The 18,059-nt window shown below is 58.5% G+C and carries 19 protein-coding genes; 8 read left to right on the top strand and 11 right to left on the bottom strand.

The features are described 5' to 3' along the window. Positions 1 to 67: 67 nt before the first annotated feature. Genes rsmD through RX972_RS07700 form a run of 3 tightly spaced genes read right to left on the bottom strand, consistent with a single transcriptional unit; the run spans position 68 to position 3,479 of the window. Positions 68 to 652, bottom strand: a complete 585-nt coding sequence (gene rsmD, locus RX972_RS07710; RefSeq protein WP_122397923.1) for a 16S rRNA (guanine(966)-N(2))-methyltransferase RsmD — start codon at positions 650 to 652, stop codon at positions 68 to 70. Then, the gene (locus RX972_RS07705) at positions 652 to 2,130 is read right to left on the bottom strand and encodes a M16 family metallopeptidase (protein ID WP_027899694.1); all 1,479 of its coding nucleotides are present in this window, start codon (positions 2,128 to 2,130) and stop codon (positions 652 to 654) included. The genes rsmD and RX972_RS07705 overlap by 1 nt, the downstream gene beginning before the upstream one ends. After that, positions 2,127 to 3,479, bottom strand: a complete 1,353-nt coding sequence (locus RX972_RS07700; RefSeq protein WP_316873785.1) for a pitrilysin family protein — start codon at positions 3,477 to 3,479, stop codon at positions 2,127 to 2,129. The genes RX972_RS07705 and RX972_RS07700 overlap by 4 nt, the downstream gene beginning before the upstream one ends. A gap of 370 nt (positions 3,480 to 3,849) precedes the next feature. Between RX972_RS07700 and ftsY the strand changes: the two genes are divergently transcribed. From ftsY to rpoH, 4 genes are all read left to right on the top strand, one after another. Beyond that, positions 3,850 to 5,373, top strand: coding sequence for a signal recognition particle-docking protein FtsY (gene ftsY / locus RX972_RS07695; protein WP_316873783.1), 1,524 nt, complete (start codon positions 3,850 to 3,852; stop codon positions 5,371 to 5,373). Beyond that, the gene (ftsE, locus tag RX972_RS07690) at positions 5,370 to 6,041 is read left to right on the top strand and encodes a cell division ATP-binding protein FtsE (RefSeq protein ID WP_027899698.1); all 672 of its coding nucleotides are present in this window, start codon (positions 5,370 to 5,372) and stop codon (positions 6,039 to 6,041) included. Before ftsY ends, ftsE begins: the two co-directional genes overlap by 4 nt. Then, positions 6,038 to 7,063, top strand: a complete 1,026-nt coding sequence (gene ftsX / locus RX972_RS07685; protein ID WP_027899699.1) for a permease-like cell division protein FtsX — start codon at positions 6,038 to 6,040, stop codon at positions 7,061 to 7,063. Before ftsE ends, ftsX begins: the two co-directional genes overlap by 4 nt. A gap of 109 nt (positions 7,064 to 7,172) precedes the next feature. After that, positions 7,173 to 8,027: an RNA polymerase sigma factor RpoH gene (rpoH, locus tag RX972_RS07680; protein ID WP_027899700.1), complete on the top strand. Its 855-nt coding sequence runs from the start codon at positions 7,173 to 7,175 to the stop codon at positions 8,025 to 8,027. A 378-nt stretch (positions 8,028 to 8,405) separates the two neighbouring features. On the opposite strand, the gene mtgA is transcribed toward rpoH, so the two are convergent. Next, positions 8,406 to 9,116 (bottom strand): monofunctional biosynthetic peptidoglycan transglycosylase, encoded by a 711-nt coding sequence (gene mtgA, locus RX972_RS07675; RefSeq protein WP_099269144.1) that lies wholly within the window; start codon positions 9,114 to 9,116, stop codon positions 8,406 to 8,408. Between the two features lie 80 nt (positions 9,117 to 9,196). Here mtgA and RX972_RS07670 point away from each other — a divergent pair, with 80 nt between their 5' ends. The 4 genes from RX972_RS07670 to trmB all read left to right on the top strand — a co-directional run bounded on the left by RX972_RS07670 (position 9,197) and on the right by trmB (position 11,714). Continuing rightward, the gene (locus tag RX972_RS07670; RefSeq protein ID WP_027899702.1) at positions 9,197 to 9,574 is read left to right on the top strand and encodes a DUF423 domain-containing protein; all 378 of its coding nucleotides are present in this window, start codon (positions 9,197 to 9,199) and stop codon (positions 9,572 to 9,574) included. 193 nt (positions 9,575 to 9,767) lie between these two features. After that, the gene (gene thiS / locus RX972_RS07665) at positions 9,768 to 9,968 is read left to right on the top strand and encodes a sulfur carrier protein ThiS (RefSeq protein ID WP_027899703.1); all 201 of its coding nucleotides are present in this window, start codon (positions 9,768 to 9,770) and stop codon (positions 9,966 to 9,968) included. 54 nt (positions 9,969 to 10,022) lie between these two features. After that, positions 10,023 to 10,817 (top strand): thiazole synthase, encoded by a 795-nt coding sequence (locus RX972_RS07660; protein WP_027899704.1) that lies wholly within the window; start codon positions 10,023 to 10,025, stop codon positions 10,815 to 10,817. Positions 10,818 to 11,066: 249 nt separating this feature from the next. Further along, positions 11,067 to 11,714 carry a tRNA (guanosine(46)-N7)-methyltransferase TrmB gene (gene trmB, locus RX972_RS07655; RefSeq protein ID WP_218927839.1) on the top strand — a complete coding sequence of 216 codons (648 nt, stop codon included), beginning with the start codon at positions 11,067 to 11,069 and terminating at the stop codon, positions 11,712 to 11,714. Between the two features lie 105 nt (positions 11,715 to 11,819). Here the strand turns inward: trmB and RX972_RS07650 are convergent, their stop codons facing one another. From RX972_RS07650 to RX972_RS07620, 7 genes are all read right to left on the bottom strand, one after another. Beyond that, on the bottom strand, positions 11,820 to 12,143 hold the full coding sequence (locus tag RX972_RS07650; RefSeq protein ID WP_027899507.1) for a DUF3392 family protein: 324 nt from the start codon (positions 12,141 to 12,143) through the stop codon (positions 11,820 to 11,822). 9 nt (positions 12,144 to 12,152) lie between these two features. Beyond that, positions 12,153 to 13,367: a radical SAM family heme chaperone HemW gene (gene hemW, locus RX972_RS07645; RefSeq protein WP_316873773.1), complete on the bottom strand. Its 1,215-nt coding sequence runs from the start codon at positions 13,365 to 13,367 to the stop codon at positions 12,153 to 12,155. Then, a complete protein-coding gene (rdgB, locus tag RX972_RS07640) occupies positions 13,364 to 13,960 on the bottom strand; it encodes an RdgB/HAM1 family non-canonical purine NTP pyrophosphatase (RefSeq protein ID WP_316873772.1) in 597 nt (198 codons plus the stop codon). The genes hemW and rdgB overlap by 4 nt, the downstream gene beginning before the upstream one ends. Further along, the gene (locus tag RX972_RS07635; protein ID WP_316873770.1) at positions 13,957 to 14,391 is read right to left on the bottom strand and encodes a DUF4426 domain-containing protein; all 435 of its coding nucleotides are present in this window, start codon (positions 14,389 to 14,391) and stop codon (positions 13,957 to 13,959) included. Before RX972_RS07635 ends, rdgB begins: the two co-directional genes overlap by 4 nt. A gap of 127 nt (positions 14,392 to 14,518) precedes the next feature. Next, entirely contained in the window at positions 14,519 to 15,139 is a 621-nt protein-coding gene (gene metW / locus RX972_RS07630) for a methionine biosynthesis protein MetW (protein ID WP_316873768.1), read from the bottom strand. Between the two features lie 7 nt (positions 15,140 to 15,146). Further along, a complete protein-coding gene (locus RX972_RS07625) occupies positions 15,147 to 16,286 on the bottom strand; it encodes a homoserine O-succinyltransferase MetX (protein ID WP_027899502.1) in 1,140 nt (379 codons plus the stop codon). A 455-nt stretch (positions 16,287 to 16,741) separates the two neighbouring features. Continuing rightward, a complete protein-coding gene (locus RX972_RS07620; RefSeq protein WP_316873765.1) occupies positions 16,742 to 17,959 on the bottom strand; it encodes a methyltransferase in 1,218 nt (405 codons plus the stop codon). Between the last annotated feature and the right edge of the window lie 100 nt (positions 17,960 to 18,059).

Here is an 18,059-nt window from a genome sequence, read left to right as displayed (position 1 = left end):
TAAATCGCAGCGCCCGCATCGCGAGCAAGCTCAGCTCCCACAGATTAATTCAGAACGCCACTATCTGTTACCCACGCTGCCACAGCGCGTAGTACACCTGCCCGGCCTTTTTCTCCCGGTGCAGACGCCAGCTACCCGGCAAACCGGTGGTCGATGGCGGGGTTTCGCTTTCGGTGTAGATCCACGCGTTTTCCGCCAGCCAGCCGTGTGATTCCAGCAGCGCGCAGGCCGAAGCCAGCAGATTCTGGTGGAACGGCGGGTCGAGGAAAACCACATCGAATGGCTCGGCGGTCTGGGTTTCCAGATGGCGCAGCGAGTCGGCCTGTGTGACCTGACCGGTGGTGCAATTCAACATGCTCAGATTCTGACGCAGGCTGGCAATCGCTGCGGCACTGTTATCCAGCGCCAGGCCTTTACTCGCGCCACGCGACAGCGCTTCGAAGAACAGCGCGCCGCTGCCGGTGAAGACATCCAGCACTTTGGCACCGGCAATGTCCATTGCCAGCCAGTTGAACAGGGTTTCGCGGACGCGATCCGGTGTCGGGCGCAGACCTGGGGCGTCGGGGAACGTCAGCTTGCGACTGCCCCATTCGCCACCAATGATGCGCAGTTGACCCAGGCCGTTATGGCCCTTAGGGCGTGGATTGGCCATTAATGCTCCGGGACCCCGAGAGGGCGTTCAGCAGGTTTGTCGGTGGGCGGCGGCAGCGGCTTTTGCGCCACGGTCGGCCCGGCGGTGACGATCACCATCTTGTCAGCGCTCAAGTGCTTGTTCATCACCTCTTTGACTTGCTCGACAGTCACGCTCTGCGACTGAGTGATGAAGTCTTCGAGGAAGGTCAGCGGCAAGTCGTAGAAGCCGATGGCGCCCAGTTGCGCAACGATGGACGAGTTGCTGGCCGCGGTTAGCGGGAAGCTACCGGTCAATTCGCGCTTGGCGTCGTCCAGTTCTTTCTGAGTCGGGCCGTTGGCGAGGAAGTCGCGGACGATGTCCTGCACCAGCTTGAGGGTGTTCTCGCTCAGTTCCGCACGGGTCTGCAGGCCAATCATGAACGGGCCCTGAGTCTGCATCGGGGTGAAGCCCGAAGAGACGCCATACGTCAGGCCGCGTTTTTCACGGACTTCAGTCATCAAACGGCTGCCGAAACCACCGCCGCCGAGTACCGAGTTGCCCAGCGACAGTGCCGCATAGTCAGGATCGTTACGCGTGATGCCCAATTGGGCGAGCATCAGGTGAGTCTGTTTCGAAGGAAACTCGATGTGCGTTTCGCCAGCCTTGGGTTCGGCAGGGGTTGGCAGTTTCGCCAATGCCGGGCCTTTAGGCAGCGATGCCGAGACTTGCGCAGCGATGGCCTGCGCTTCGTCGCGGGAAAGATCACCCACCAGCGCAATCACCGCGTTGCCTGCCGCATAAGCCTTGGCGTGAAACGCTTTTAGCTGCGCGAGAGTGATCGGTTTGATGGACTCGGCAGTGCCTTCGCTTGGATGACCATAAGGGTGGTTGCCGTACAGACGCTTGAAGAGCTCTTCGCCTGCCAGCGAACCCGGGTTCTGCTTCTTGTATTCGAAGCTGGCCAGCAATTGGTTCTTGATGCGAGTCAGTGAGTCGGCAGGGAAGGTCGGCTTGCCCACCACTTCGGAGAACAACTTCAACGCAGGCTCGCGTTTGTCCGTCGCGCTCAGGCTGCGAATCGAAGCCACTGCCATGTCGCGATAGGCGCCGTTGCTGAAGTCTGCGCCGAGGCCTTCGAAGCCCTGAGCGATAGCGGTTACATCCTTACCTTTCACGCCTTCGTTGAGCATGGCGTTGGTCAGCACCGCGACGCCCGGCAGGTTCTGATCCTGACTGCTGCCTGCTGCGAAAGTCAGGCGCATATCAAACATCGGTAACTCGTGAGCTTCGACGAACAGGACTTTAGCGCCCTCTGCGGTTTGCCAGGTCTGAATATCCAGGCTGCGGCGCGCCGGCGCCTTGCCGTCGAGCTCTTTCAAGGACTCCAGAGCCGGGCGTGCGGGCGCGGCGTCGCTGGCGGCTTCTTCAGCCAGTGCCGACTGGGCAGCGAAAACACCGAGGCTGGTGGTCAACAGCAGGCCAAACAGCATCTTACGTGGGCCGTTGCGCTCACTCATTTTGCTTTCTCCTCAGGTAGAACGTGCGCAACGCTGAGGCGCTCACGGGTGAAATAGGTGCTGGCGGCTTTCTGAATGTCTGCCGGAGTCACGCTTTGCAGCGCGGCCAGTTCCTCGTCGATCAACTTCCACGACAGGCCGACGGTTTCCAGTTCGCCAATGGTGCTGGCCTGACTGGTGATCGAGTCGCGCTCGTAGACCAGGCTCGCGATTACCTGAGCACGTACGCGTTCCAGCTCTTCGTTGGTTGGCGGCTTGGTTTTCAGCTCGTTGAGCAAACGCCAGATGCCGGCTTCGACGTCAGCCAGGGTTTTCTTCTTCTGAGTGTTGGGCGTGGCGCTGATCATGAACAGGCTGTCGCCCCGGGCGAAGGCGTCATAGTTCGAGCCTGCGCCTGATACCAGCTCTTCACCGCGTTCAAGGCGCGTCGGGATGCGCGCGCTGTAGCCGCCATCCAGCAAAGCTGCGATCAGGCGCAGTGCGTTGACCGAACGCGGATCCTCGGCGGTGGCCAGGCTTGGCACGTTAAAGCCGTACATCAGGCTCGGCAGCTGAGTCTGTACATGCAGAGTGATGCGGCGCTCGCCAGGTTCGGCCAGCTCCAGCGGCTTCTTCGAAGGCGGTACGTCACGGCGCGCAATCGGCCCGAAGAAACGTTCAGCCAAGGCTTTGACTTCGTCGGGTTTGACGTCGCCTACTACCACCAGCGTGGCGTTGTTCGGTACATACCAGGATTCATACCAGTGGCGCAGCTCTTCGACCTTCATGCGTTCAAGGTCAGCCATCCAGCCAATAGTTGGCGTGTGATAGCCGCTGGCTGGATAAGCCATGGCCTTGAAGCGCTCGAAGGCTTTGGACGTCGGCTTATCGTCGGTGCGCAGGCGGCGCTCTTCCTTGATCACTTCGATTTCGCGGCTGAACTCGTCAGCCGGTAGCTTCAGACTGGCCATGCGGTCAGCTTCCAGCTCAAAGGCCACGGCCAGACGATCACGCGCCAGCACTTGGTAGTAGGCGGTGTAGTCGTCGCTGGTGAATGCGTTCTCTTCGGCGCCCAGATCCCGCAGGATCAGCGACGCTTCGCCTGGACCGGTTTTCGAGCTGCCTTTGAACATCATGTGTTCAAGGGCGTGGGACAAGCCGGTCTGGCCTGGGGTCTCGTAGCTGGAACCCACTTTGTACCAGACCTGCGACACTACAACCGGCGCGCGGTGATCTTCGCGAACGATGACCTTCAGGCCATTGTCGAGGGTGAATTCATGAGTAGGTTGCGGATCGGCGGCCATTGCGCCGAATGGCAGACAAATTGTGCCGAACAGCAGGCCTGCGGCACGGCGGGCTAGAGCATTCATTCGTAATTTGAACCTGTAAGACGGCCCGTTTGAACTTAGCGTCCACGGGCGCGGGGGTGTTAGGATAGCGGCCTGTTTGCTCTGCGACCATGACAAAGATGCAGGAATGCGCGGGTTGGAGATCGGCAAAGACCTCTGTAGGAGTGAGCTTGCTCGCGATCCAGTGCGCAGCGCTGGCAAAAGGGTTTGAATTCAAATCAGCCAGAAGGCTGTTCCAGCCTTATCGCGAGCAAGCTCACTCCTACAGGAAACTGCGGATTATGCTTGGCCAGCAGATGAACAAGCAGACTCAAATGTAGTCTGTTTCGCATATCAGAATTTTTCAGAGGCGCCGCTCTGGCGCGTCGCTACCTTGAGATAGCCGTCCTCCATGTTTGGTTCCAACGACGACAAGAAGACCCCAGCCCCGGCTGGTGAGAAGAAAGGCCTGTTCGGATGGCTGCGCAAAAAGCCGCAGGAAACCACTGCCGAACAGCCTCAAGACTTATCCACAGCAGCGCCGGAGCCGGTGATTGAATCGACTCCGCTGACGGCTGAGCCGCAGCTTGCTCCGGCATTGACGCCCGAGCCTGCGCACGAAATCGCTGTTGAGCCTGTCGTGGAACAGGTTCAGCCGGGCGAGCCGACGCCAGAGCCTTGGCTGACCTTGCCGGTCGCCGAAGAGCCTGTCGCGCTGGTCAATGAGTACGAGCTGCACGTTACGCCACCGATTGCGCCTGTTGCCGATCCGGTTGAACCGCAGCCTGAGTCGCCTCGTATTGACGTGCCGATTGCCGAGCCGGAATCGACCATCACTCCAGAGCCAGAGCCAGAGCCAGAACCGGTTGCGATAGAACCCGAGCCGCAACCTGAGCCGGTTGTTCCTCCCGTGGTTGCTGCCATGGCTCCGGCCGCTGCTGCAGCTGTTGCACCCATCATCGAACCCCCGCCAGCGCCTGTTGCTGCTCAGCCTGAAGCGACCAAGGCTGGCTTCTTTGCTCGCCTCAAACAAGGTTTGTCCAAAACCAGCGCCAGCATTGGCGAAGGTATGGCCAGCCTGTTCCTGGGCAAGAAAGCGATCGACGATGATCTGCTGGAAGAGATTGAAACCCGCCTGCTGACCTCCGACGTTGGCGTCGAGGCAACGGGTGTGATCATCCGCAGCCTGACCCAGAAAGTGGCACGCAAGCAGCTCACCGACGCCCAGGCGTTATACGCCTCGCTGCAGGAAGAGTTGGCGGCAATGCTCAAACCGGTTGAGCAACCGCTGGTCATCGACGCGTCGCACAGACCTTTCGTGATTCTGGTCGTCGGCGTCAACGGTGCGGGCAAAACCACCACGATTGGCAAGCTGGCGAAGAAGCTGCAACTGGAAGGCAAGAAAGTCATGCTCGCCGCCGGTGACACGTTCCGCGCCGCTGCCGTCGAGCAACTGCAGGTCTGGGGCGAGCGCAACAAGATTCCGGTCATCGCTCAACATACCGGTGCCGACTCCGCCTCGGTGATCTTCGATGCTGTGCAGGCCGCCAAGGCCCGCGGTATCGACGTGCTGATCGCTGACACCGCCGGTCGTCTACAAACCAAAGACAACCTGATGGAAGAATTGAAGAAGGTGCGACGGGTCATCGGCAAACTGGACGCCGAAGCACCTCACGAAGTTCTGTTGGTGCTGGACGCCGGTACCGGCCAAAACGCGATCAGTCAGGCCAAGCATTTCCACCAGGCGGTGTCCCTGACCGGTCTGGCGTTGACCAAGCTGGACGGTACGGCCAAAGGCGGCGTGATCTTTGCGCTCGCCAAACAGTTTGATCTGCCTATCCGCTATATCGGCGTGGGCGAAGGCATTGATGACCTGCGTACTTTTGAGGCCGAGCCGTTTGTTCAGGCCCTGTTTGCGGAGCGCGAGCGCACATGATTCGTTTCGAACAGGTCGGTAAACGCTATCCGAACGGACACGTCGGCTTGCATGAGCTGAGCTTTCGAGTGCGTCGTGGCGAGTTTCTGTTCGTGACCGGCCACTCCGGCGCGGGCAAAAGCACCTTGCTGCGCCTGCTGCTGGCCATGGAGCGTCCGACCACCGGCAAACTGCTGTTGGCGGGGCAGGATCTTGGTCAGATCAGCAATGCACAGATTCCATTTCTGCGCCGCCAGATCGGCGTGGTGTTCCAGAATCACCAGTTGCTGTTTGATCGTACGGTCTTCAACAACGTCGCGTTGCCGCTGCAGATTCTTGGTTTGTCCAAGCTGGAAGTCACGAAACGCGTGGACTCCGCTTTGGAGCGCGTGGCTCTTTCCGACAAGGCCGAGCTGTACCCCGGCGATCTGTCTACCGGCCAGCAACAACGGGTCGGCATTGCTCGCGCCATTGTGCATCGTCCCGCTTTGCTGCTCGCGGATGAACCCACCGGTAACCTCGATCCACGGCTCGCAGCGGAAATCATGGGTGTATTCGAAGACATTAATCGCCTCGGCACCAGCGTGCTGATTGCCAGTCACGATTTGGCGCTGATCGCCCGTATGCGTCACCGAATGCTCACTCTGCAACGCGGTCGCCTCATCGGTGACGGGGAGGCTGGGGTATGAGTGCCACACGTTCCCCTAAGGTTTCCGAGCGCGTATCGCCGAAAGCCGCCGATCCTGCTCCGAAAAAGTCAAAAAACAGCCATGACGATGACGGTCCAGACTTCGGTACGCTGTTCAACGCCTGGCTGGAAGCGCATCGTTCAAGCTTGATCGACAGCTTGCGTCGCTTGGGCAAGCAACCGATCGGCAGCTTCTTCACTTGTCTGGTGATGGCGATTGCCTTGAGTCTGCCCATGGGCTTGTCGTTGTTGCTCAACAATGTCGAGCGGTTGGGTGGTTCCTGGCAGCGCGCTGCACAAATCTCGATCTACCTGAAGCTGGATACCAGCGCCAGCGAGGGCGAAAAATTACGTAACGAAATTCGTCTGATGCCAGGCGTCTCCGAGGCTGAATACATCAGCCGGGAACAGGCGTTGGCGGAGTTTCAGCAGCAATCCGGCTTGGGTGAAGCGCTCAAGGAATTGCCGGAAAACCCGCTGCCGGGCGTCGTGCTGGTGACTCCGGATGAGGTGGACAAACCTGCGCTAGAGGCCTTGCGGACTCAACTTGCAGGCATGCCCAACGTCGAGCAGGCGCAACTGGACCTGGTCTGGGTTGAGCGTCTGGCGGCGATTCTAAAGTTGGGCGACCGCTTTGTGTTTGGCCTGACCGTGTTATTGGTGGCGGCATTGCTGCTGGTGATTGGTAACACCATTCGTCTGCACATCGAGAACCGCCGCACCGAAATCGAAGTCATTAAGCTGGTAGGCGGCACCGATAGTTATGTACGGCGTCCCTTCCTTTATATGGGCGCATTGTATGGGCTTGGCGCAGGTTTTCTGTCTTGGGGTGTGTTGGCTTTCGGGCTGGACTGGCTCAACGACGCGGTAATTGGACTGGCCGGATTGTACGGAAGTGACTTTTCTCTGGCTGGCGTTCCAGCGTCCGATGGTCTATCACTCTTGCTTGGAGCGGTGTTGTTAGGGTATATCGGTGCCTGGATTGCAGTAGCACGCCATTTGAGAGAGCTGGCACCTCGGTAAATTTTTCTTCATGTATTGACTTTTTTATACAGGGAACTTGTATAGCGGTTCCCGAGTCAATTTCGCAGTGCTGAACTGCACGAGTCATGTGACGGAGGTAACATTTCGTATGACCACTTCTTTGCAACCTGCGTATGCCTTAGTCCCGGGTGCGAACCTGGAAGCCTATGTGCACACGGTGAACAGCATTCCTTTGCTGACCCCTGAGCAGGAGCGTGAACTGGCTGAGAGTCTCTATTATGAGCAGGATCTGGGGGCGGCTCGGCAGATGGTCCTCGCCCACCTGCGTTTTGTTGTGCACATCGCACGCAGTTATTCCGGTTACGGCCTGGCTCAGTCAGATCTGATTCAGGAAGGTAACGTCGGCCTGATGAAGGCCGTTAAACGCTTCAACCCGGAAATGGGTGTGCGTCTGGTTTCGTTCGCTGTTCACTGGATCAAGGCGGAAATTCACGAGTTCATCCTGCGTAACTGGCGCATCGTGAAAGTCGCGACCACCAAAGCCCAGCGCAAGCTGTTCTTCAACCTGCGTGGCCAGAAGAAACGTCTGGCGTGGCTGAACAATGAAGAAGTTCATCGCGTGGCTGAAAGCCTCGGCGTTGAGCCGCGTGAAGTGCGGGAGATGGAAAGTCGTCTGACCGGTCACGACATGGCGTTCGACCCGGCTGCTGAAGCCGACGACGACAGCGCGTTCCAGTCGCCAGCGAACTATCTGGAAGACCATCGTTACGATCCGGCACGTCAGTTGGAAGATTCCGACTGGACTGACAACTCCACTGCCAATCTGCATCAGGCTTTGGAAGTGCTGGACGACCGCAGCCGTGACATCCTCTATCAGCGCTGGCTGGCTGAAGAGAAAGCGACGCTGCATGACCTGGCGCAGAAGTACAACGTCTCCGCCGAGCGTATTCGCCAGCTTGAGAAAAGCGCGATGAACAAGCTCAAGTTGTCGATAGCCGCGTAATAACGGTTCGTCGATAAAGAAACGCCCTGACCGGGAAACCGGTCGGGGCGTTTTTGTTTGTTTGTTTGTTTGTTTTGATGCTGATGTCTATCAAAACTGGAATGCATTTCTGTAGGAGCTGCCGAAGGCTGCGAAGCGTTTAAACTGACACACTGCCATCGCAGCCTTCGGCAGCTCCTACAGAATCCAGGGCGCGTCCAGATGGATAACATCCCGGCTTCTTAACGGCCTCGGTAGGAGCAAACTTGTTCGCGAACTGGCGCGAAGCGGCAGCAAAACCTGCTACCCGATACATGTGCTGGAGTCGGGTCGCCAGATTTGCGACTGCTGCGCAGCCGTTCGCGAATGAATTCGCTCCTACCGGTTCGAGTCCGCCTGTCAGAGCTTACGGCTGTTATTCAAACCCAGCAGGTAATCATCTCCACCCAACTGCTGCATCTGCCGACGAATCCAGCTGGCGCGGCCTGCGACGTAACTGGTTGGACGGCTGGCGCTCCATTCGCGGGGGTTGGGAAGCACCGCTGCCAGATAGCTGGCCTGCTGCACCGAAAGGGCGCTGGCATTCACGCCGAAGTGATGCTGCGCTGCCGCTTGAGCGCCGAACACGCCGTCATCCCACTCGACACTGTTCAGGTAGACCTCGAGGATCCGCTGCTTGGACCAAAGGATTTCGATCAGCCCGGTAAACCACGCTTCCAGGCCTTTGCGCAGATAGCTGCGGCCCGACCACAGAAACAGGTTCTTGGAGACTTGCTGGCTCAGGGTGCTGGCACCGCGAATAGAGCCGCCCATCTCATTGTGGGCAATGGCAGCCTGAATGGCCTCAACATCAAAGCCCCAATGCTCAGCGAACTTCTGATCTTCGCCCGCGATAACCGCGACCTTCAGGTCATTGGAAATCTTGTCCCATGGCTGCCAGGTGCGCTGCAGATCAATAGGCTTGCCGTCGACCCACGATTCAACCTTGCGCTCAACCATCAGCGCCGTGCCCGGTGGCGGCACGAAGCGGAAGATCAGGACCAGCAACACGCTGCCCGCAGCAAACAGGAGCAGGGCTTTGATAAGACGACGTACTAGTGAACGCAGCATAGAGATGGCTTGGCCGAACCCGTTGAGCGGGCCATTATACAGACCGTGCGCCTTTGGACGATTTTTGAACGGAGTTAGTTATGGTTCGTAGCTTTTTAATGTTGGCAGCGTTCTTCGGTTTTACCGGCGTTGCCCTCGGAGCCTTTGCCGCGCATGCCCTTAAAAACCGCCTGAGCCCTGAGTATCTGGCGATTTTCCATACTGGCGTGCTCTATCAACTGATCCACGCGTTGGCGATTCTGGGCGTGGCGGTGCTTGCCGCTCAGCTTCCGGGCAGGCTCATGACCTGGGCGGGTTTCTCGTTTGCGCTGGGGATTGTGTTGTTTTCGGGCAGCCTGTATCTGTTGACCCTGACCGGCATCAGCAAATTGGGCATCATCACGCCATTTGGTGGGCTGGCGTTTCTGGTGGGCTGGGCGTTGCTGGGCTTGACCGCGTGGCGACTGGGTGGGGTTTGATCAACCCGTTTTTGAATTGAATGATGTCAATGTGGGAGCAGAGCTTGCTCGCGATAAGCCTGCACGCGGTGGACCTGATATCTACGGCGTCCCTATCGCGAGCAAGCTCTGCTCCCACACATCGCTTTACCTTGGTCATACCGGCTGATCGGGCTAGAATGCTCGCCCCCAAAAATGATGGCTGCTCCCGCGCATGCACATTCAGTTGAACGGTGAACCCTTTGAATTGCCCGACGGCGCGACCGTTCTGGCATTGCTGACCCGCCTTGATCTTGTCGGGCGTCGTGTCGCAGTCGAGCTGAACCTGGATATCGTGCCGCGTAGCCAGCATGAGACTACGGCCTTGAACGAAGGCGATCAGGTCGAAGTCGTCCACGCGATTGGCGGCGGCTAGGCTTCGACGTTTCCTGATTCAACTGCAAGACCTCAACTTCCAAGAGGATTTCCAATGAGCAATGTTCGCAGCGACAAGCCGTTTGTTCTGGCCGGTCGGACTTTCGAGTCGCGCCTGCTGGTGGGTACCGGCAAATACGTGGATATGGAGCAGACCCGTCTGGCCATCGAAGCGTCGGGTGCCGAGATCGTCACCGTCGCAGTACGCCGGACAAATCTGGGCCAGAACCCGGGCGAGCCGAACCTGCTGGATGTCCTGCCGCCGGATCGCTATACCATCCTGCCGAACACGGCGGGCTGCTTCGACGCCATTGAGGCGGTGCGCACCTGCCGCTTGGCCCGTGAACTGCTCGACGGCAAGAATCTGGTCAAACTGGAAGTGCTGGCGGATCAGAAAACCCTGTTCCCGAACGTGATCGAAACCCTCAAGGCCGCCGAAGTGCTGGTCAAGGAAGGCTTCGACGTGATGGTTTACACCAGCGATGATCCGATCATTGCGCGTCAACTCGCTGAAATCGGCTGTATCGCGATCATGCCGCTGGCTGGCCTGATCGGTAGCGGGTTGGGTATTTGCAACCCGTACAACCTGCAGATCATCCTGGAAGAAACCAAAGTGCCGGTGCTGGTGGATGCTGGTGTCGGCACTGCTTCCGACGCCACCATCGCCATGGAACTGGGCTGTGAGGCGGTGTTGATGAATTCTGCCATCGCTCACGCTCAGGACCCGATCCTGATGGGCGCAGCCATGAAGCACGCAGTGATTGCCGGTCGTATGGCTTACCTCGCCGGCCGTATGCCCAGAAAACTCTATGCCAGCGCGTCTTCGCCGCTGGATGGGTTGATTCGGTAAGGCAGCCTGATAAAGAACCCCTGTGGGAGCGAGGCTTGCCCGCGATAAGGCTGGACGCGGTTCACCTTGGATCGCGTCGCCCATATCGCGGGCAAGCCTCGCTCCCACATGAGATTGCATTCCAGTCCAGAAAGTTATGTATCGTTTTATAAGAGCCCATTGATGACTGATCCACTCGTTCCAAACCCAGAGCTGCCCGTTGCCGAAGAAGGCGAAGAGCGCCAGCACCGCCGTATCAAGAGTTTCGTGATGCGCGCAGGTCGTATGACTGAAGGCCAGCAGCGTGGTCTGGATCAAGGCCGTCCGCTGTATGTGTTGCCGTTGACCGACGCACCGGTAGATTACGATCAGGTGTTCGGTCGTTCTGCGCCGCGCACGCTGGAAATTGGCTTCGGCATGGGGCACTCACTGCTGGAGATGGCTGCTGCTGCGCCGGATCAAGACTTCATTGGTGTTGAAGTGCACTATCCGGGTGTTGGCGCGCTGCTTAACGGTGTACTGACTCAGGGCCTGACCAACGTACGGGTCTACGATTGCGACGCGATTGAAGTGCTCAACCGTTGCATCGCCGATAACAGCCTTGATCGTCTGATGCTGTTTTTCCCGGATCCGTGGCACAAGAGCCGTCACCACAAGCGCCGCATCGTTCAGCCGGCGTTTGCCGAGCTGGTGCGCAGCAAGCTCAAGGTCGGTGGTGTTCTGCACATGGCCACTGACTGGGAACCGTATGCCGAATTCATGCTGGAAGTGATGAATGTCGCGCCGGGTTATCGCAACCAGGCCGAAGACGGCAAATGCGTTCCACGCCCTGCCGAGCGCCCCATTACCAAGTTCGAACGCCGTGGTGAGCGTCTGGGGCATGGGGTTTGGGATTTGAAGTTCGAGAAGGTGGATTAACTGATACCAATCCTCTGTAGGAGCTGCCGAAGGCTGCGAACATAGCGAAAACGCAGCGACCGGTTCCCGGTCTATCGCAGCCTTCGGCAGCTCCTACAGGTTTATTTACTTCCTGTCCGCAACAACCCCGATCAACACCAGCACCACCAGCAACACGGGCGCAAGGCTGTAGTTGTTGAACTGGCTCAGGCCACGAATCACCCACGGTGTGGCATAGATCAGCGCTGCGCCGCTGCCGATGGTGACCAGCAAGGCCATCAACGGGATGCGCAAGGCACCCGCGAAGCTGCTGATGCGTTGTTCGACCCAGCCCTTGAAGTCAGCGCCAAACAACACCAGCAGACAGCCCACCAGGGCGAGGGATATTTCCGAGAGGTTGCTGCGGCTCCAGCGGGAGATGGTGGCGAGCAGGTCGAGTATCAAATCCATGCAGGGTCCTTAGATCAGAAAGTATTGCAGCAGGTCGTTGAGAAACAACTGGCCCTGCGGCGTTGCGACCAATCGGGTCGGATCAGCTTGCAGCAGGCCGCGTTGCTCGGCTTGCTGGCGCGCACTGGCCAGCGAATCGAGGCTTAGACCGGTGCGTTCACGAAATAATGCAGCGTCCACACCATTTGTCAGGCGCAGCGCATTCATCAGGAATTCGAAGGGCAATTCTTCAACACTGAGCAGCTTCTCACCGGCCTTGAATGGCTTGGCCGGATTCAGATAATCCTTGGGCAAGCGGGTTTTCCAGGTGCGCACAATGCGCCCGTCCGGATGGCTGAGCTTGCCATGGGCTCCGGCACCGATGCCGATGAAGTCTCCAAAGCTCCAGTAATTCAGGTTATGCCTCGCCGGTCGGCCGGGTTGCGCATAGGCCGACACTTCGTATTGCGCGTAGCCGTTCTGCGCCAGCAACAACTGGCCTGCCTCCTGAATGTCCCAAAGGATGTCGTCTTCCGGCAGCGTCGGCGGCTGGTTCCAGAACACCGTGTTGGGCTCCAGCGTCAGCTGATACCAGGACAAATGCGTCGGTTTCAGGTCGATGGCTTGTTGCAGGTCGCCCAATGCATCCTCAGGCGACTGATCCGGCAGGCCGTGCATCAAGTCCATGTTGAAGTTATCAAAGCCCGCCTGGCGCGCCATGTCGGCGGCCCGAATGGCTTCATCGCCGTTGTGAATACGCCCCAGTGCCTTGAGTTTGGCTTCCTGGAAGCTCTGGATACCAATGGACAGGCGATTGATGCCCAGCCCGCGATAGGCGCTGAACTTGACCTGCTCGAAGGTGCCGGGATTGGCCTCCAGGGTGATCTCGATGTCACTGGTAAAACGAATGCGTTGCTCGACTCCCTGGAGCAAGCGGCCCAGCGCTTCTGCGCTGAACAGGCTCGGCGTGCCGCCGCCGAAGAAGATCGAACTGAGTTCGCGCCCATAAACGTAAGGCAGGTCCAGATCCAGATCGGCCAGCAGCGCGTCGATGTACTCCGCTTCCGGCAGCACGGGGCTGGCGGTGTGGGAATTGAAATCGCAGTATGGGCATTTGCGTACGCACCACGGGATGTGGATGTACAGCGACAGCGGCGGCAGTTGCGGCAAGGCTGTCCTCGGCTCGGTCGATGAGAAACCGGTTGCGCTGAGGAACAGCGGTTTTGCAGGTGTTTCGTGGGTCATTTCAAGCCCAGACGCGTAAGCAGGATCGCCATGGCCCGGGCGCGGTGGCTGAGCTGGTTCTTCTCGGCGGGACTTAGTTCGGCGCTGGAGCAATCGCGCTCCGGCACCCAGAACAGCGGATCGTAACCGAAGCCGTGCTCGCCGCTGGCAGCGGTCAGGATGCGCCCATGCCACAGGCCTTCACAGAGGATCGGCAATGGATCATCGGCATGACGCACCAGCGCCAGTACGCAAACGAACTGCGCGCCGCGTTGCTCTTGAGGTACGTCTTTGAGGGCGTTGAGCAGCTTGGCGTTGTTGGCGGCATCGCCTTGGCCGTCGGCATAGCGCGCGGAGTAGATGCCTGGTGCACCGCCCAGGAAATCCACCGCCAGCCCCGAATCGTCAGCCAGCGCTGGCAAGCCGGAAATCCTCGCCGCGTTGCGAGCCTTGAGAATGGCATTCTCGACGAACGAAAGACCGGTTTCTTCAGGCTCCACGCTGCTGAATTCGCCGATAGAGCGCAGTTGTACGCTGTCGCCGAGCATGGCCTGGAGTTCTTTGAGCTTGCCAGCGTTGTGGCTGGCCAATACGAGCTGCGGGAAAGTCATCATTCGCCTGGATAGAGTTCTTGATTGAAGCTGAAGGAATGTTTGTCCTGATTCCCGGCTTTCACATCAATGTTGAAGGTGTAGGTTCCGGCCTGTTCAAGCGGGAACTGCGCGATGTAGCTGATCCAGCCTTTGTCCGTTACCTGCTTGAAGGTCAGTGGTTCAGGGCGTCCGGTCAGGTCCTTGTAGGTACCTGTCACCACAGACGGCGCTGGCTTGCCCGCCTTGAGCACGGTGATGTTCATTACGTTCAGCTGTTTGCTGCGGATCAAACCGGATGCTTTCGCCACGTCCGCTGACAAAGTGGTTGAAGCAAAAGCATTGTAGTGGACCGTCACGTCTCCGAACGTTTCCTGCCGATTCGGCCTGGCGTAGTCAGCAGCAAATGTCGACAGGCTCAGGGCGCACATCAACATGATTGCCAGGCGATGCATGGTTGTTCTCCTAATCAAAGGTGTAGGAGCGCGCTTGCCCGCGATGGCATTCGTTCAGGCGACCAATAGGCCAAGTTCAAAATCGAATCGCGGGCAAGCGCGCTCCTACAGGGTTTGTGCGTAATTTTTAGATCGCGATCTGATGTTCTTGCAACCCCGGGCTGCTAACCCGGTAGATACCGATCTCACCCAACAGGTTAGGCCATTGCTTGCTGGCCCAGCCATGCCGATGCTGTTGATCCACTGCCAGCCGATCAATGACCTTCGCGTGGCGGCCACGGCACAGCTCTTCGAAGTCTTCGAAGGTGCAGAAGTGGATGTTTGGCGTGTTGTACCAGGTGTAAGGCAGAAAGTCCGACACCGGCATCCGGCCCTTGGTCGCCAGGTACCAGCGGCAGCGCCAGTGACCGAAATTCGGGAAAGTGATGATGCACTGTCGGCCCACGCGCAGCATTTCGTCGAGGATCTTGTCCGGGTAATGCACCGCTTGCAGCGCTTGGGTCATGACCACGACGTCGAAGCTGTTGCTGGCGAAGTTACCCAGGCCCTTGTCCAGATCCTGTTCGATGACGTTGACGCCTTTGCTGATGCAGCGAGCAATGTTATCGGCGTCGTTTTCAAGGCCGTAGCCGGTGACTTGCTTGTTGTCGCGCAGCCACGCCAGCAGTTCGCCGTCGCCGCAACCAAGGTCGAGCACGCGGCTGCCCGCAGGGATCCATTCTTGGATGATTTCCAGATCGGCTCTCATGGCGTCCTCAAAGTACAATTCGGTTCATGTAGCTGGAGAAGGCCTGCAAGTAGCGCGGGATCGGGATCAGGAACGCATCGTGGCCCTGAGGTGCGTCGATCTCCAGATAGCAGACGTTCTTCTTGGCCGCCATGAGTGCGTCCACCAGTTCCCGGGAGCGGGCAGGCGAGAAGCGCCAGTCGGTGGTGAACGACATGACGCAGAAGTCTGCAGTCACGTTGGCGAAGGTCGCAGCCAGGTTATCGTTGAACGCGCCTGCCGGGTCGAAGTAATCCAGCGCTTTGGTCATCAACAGGTAAGTGTTGGCATCAAAGCGGCCGGAGAACTCTTCACCCTGATAGCGCAGATAGCTTTCAACCTGGAATTCCACACTGTGGAAGTCGTAGTTGAGCTTCTCGCTTTTCAGGCCACGACCAAATTTCTCGCCCATGGAGTCATCGGACAGGTAGGTGATGTGCCCGACCATTCGCGCGAGCATCAAGCCGCGTTTGGGAATGACACCAAACTCCTGAAAGTCGCCGCCATGGAATTCCGGGTCCGAAAGGATGGCCTGACGCGCCACTTCGTTAAAGGCAATGTTCTGCGCCGACAATTTTGGGGCCGAGGCGATCGCCAGGCAGTGACGAACCCGGTCGGGGTAAGTCATGGTCCATTGTAGAGCTTGCATGCCGCCCAGGCTGCCGCCGACTACCGCTGCCCATTGCTGGATGCCCAGCGAGTCAGCGAGCCGCGCCTGGCTGTGTACCCAGTCCTCAACGGTCAGGACCGGGAAGTTGGCGCCGAAAGGTTTTCCGGTTTCCGGGTTGATACTGCTTGGCCCTGTTGAGCCATTGCAGCCCCCCAGATTATTCAGGCTGACGACGAAGAAGCGATTGGTATCGATAGGCTTGCCGGGACCGATGCAGCTGTCCCACCAACCGGGCTTGCGGTCATCGACGCTGTTATAGCCTGCCGCGTGGTGGTGACCGGAAAGGGCATGGCAGATCAACACGGCATTGCTGCGCGCGGCGTTGAGCTGGCCATAGGTTTCATAGATCAGATCGTAGGCAGGCAACGAGCGGCCACAGGCCAGTGCCAGAGGCTCGCTGAAATGTGCCGTTTGCGGCGTGACTAGACCGACAGAATCTTCGGGAAAGACCGTGGACATCGACCCTGCTCTCGCTTAAATGAGGCGTAAGTCTAATGACCACGGGGGGGAGGGGCAACAGAGGAATTCGGTGGGGGCTCAAGGTGGTGCAAAACCCTGCCGGAGCTGAGCTTGCTCGCGATAAAGCTGGGCGCGATTCACTTCAAATCGGCGGTGTCATCATCGCGAGCAAGCCCGGCTCCCACCGGGTCTCGGTCGGCTGCATCATCTGGCGTGGTGGCCTTTTGGGGCCGTTGTACTCAAATTTTTATGCACAAGTGGCAGGCCAAAATAACCAAATGGAATGAAATTTCCGGAAATGTTCTCGTTTAAATACAACTGTATGTTTTTAAAAGATTTTTATGAAGCGAAACGTCGAACACCTGACCGTTCGGATAAGTAGCCTGCTAAGCAAATGGGACGTCTGTCAATTTTTCATCAACAGAGTTATCCACAGGCTATGCAATTGATAACCGTCAATGCAACTGCGCAATCATCAGCAAATTACGTGGCGTAATGCGGCTCTCGCAGAAGGTCCCTACGTTCACGCGATAGTGGTGTTCTTGCAGATAAAGTGCCTTGTCGAGCACCAGCCACAGCTCCAGTGGACGGCGGAACAAGTTGCGCACCAATTCCAGATTTCGCACTTGAGCCAAGCGCTCCCAACCAGCAGCTTCGAGGGTGGACCAATGTTGTTCGCCGACAGCGGGCAAACCCTTGAGCGCTGCCAGGTCGCGGCAATAGTCAGCAAAAGGCTTATCCAGCCAGGCGCTGGGCAGCGACGGCGTAGGCAAGTAATCCTGACTGTTTTGCAGCCGTCGCTGCAGCAAATCAAACGATAGGCGACGAGCCATGGATTGGTCGCGCTGTCGACGGACGCGCGCACCGGCGGTTACCGTTTCGCTCAGAGGCAGGCCGAGATCGTCCCGGGACAGCTTCAGCGCTGACGCCTGTCCCTCACTTGATACCGGTTGGTAGTACTCGGTCTCGATGCGGTTGTAGCAGCACGGGGCAATTGCCAATTGATTGCAGCCGACCTGACTGGCCAGCCGCATCAACTGCACGTGTAGATCCCCGCATGCATGCAGGGCGACAGGCGTTTGATGTGCTTGAAGCCGACGCCATGCATCGTCAGCCATTACGTCCTGCTGCACATGGGTGGCGTTTACGTTCAAGCGCGCGCTGAGCTGGTTTCCTGCTTCGACCAAAGCCGGGTCGCGCTCCAGGCAAGTAAGGCCCTGGGTGGGTTCGAGCAGACGCCGTCCCAGATGGCCTTTGCCCGAACACCAGTCCAGCCAGTGGGCCGGTTTGTGTTCGAAGCTCAGGCAACTGGCGAACGCTTCGATCTGCTGCCATTTGCGGCCTGGCACGTCGACACTCATGCGCGGCTCAACAGGGGGAAGCTCAAAGGCGGCCAGCGCGTGTACCTGACTTAGCGCCTGTGCCTCACCTGCCAGCTGTGGAAAGGGGAACGGTGCTGCCAGATGCTCCGGGTGGTTGTGGGCTGCTTCGGCCTGGTCCAGCGAGCGATGGCGTAACCAGTCAGCCAGTTCCGGGTACTGATGCTCCCAAGGCAACTGCAGATGGGTGAAGGGGCGTGGCCGCCACAATCCCTGCCAGGCGAACAGGAAGCTGTCCAAAGCCCGGAATCGACTGCGAAGCTGTTCATCGTGCAAAGCGAGGTCGTTGGCCATGGTCAGCTGTCGGGTTCAAACGCGTAAGAGGGCTGGCTGTGGAAAGCCAGCCCTCTTCATAACAGCGCCCTGATCGGGCGTCTACGCGTAAAGGACGTCT

This window comes from Pseudomonas syringae group sp. J309-1 (assembly GCF_032582135.1).
Lineage (GTDB): Bacteria > Pseudomonadota > Gammaproteobacteria > Pseudomonadales > Pseudomonadaceae > Aquipseudomonas > Aquipseudomonas quasicaspiana.
Note: the sequence above shows the minus strand (reverse complement) of the source record. Positions and strands in the feature narration are given on the sequence as shown.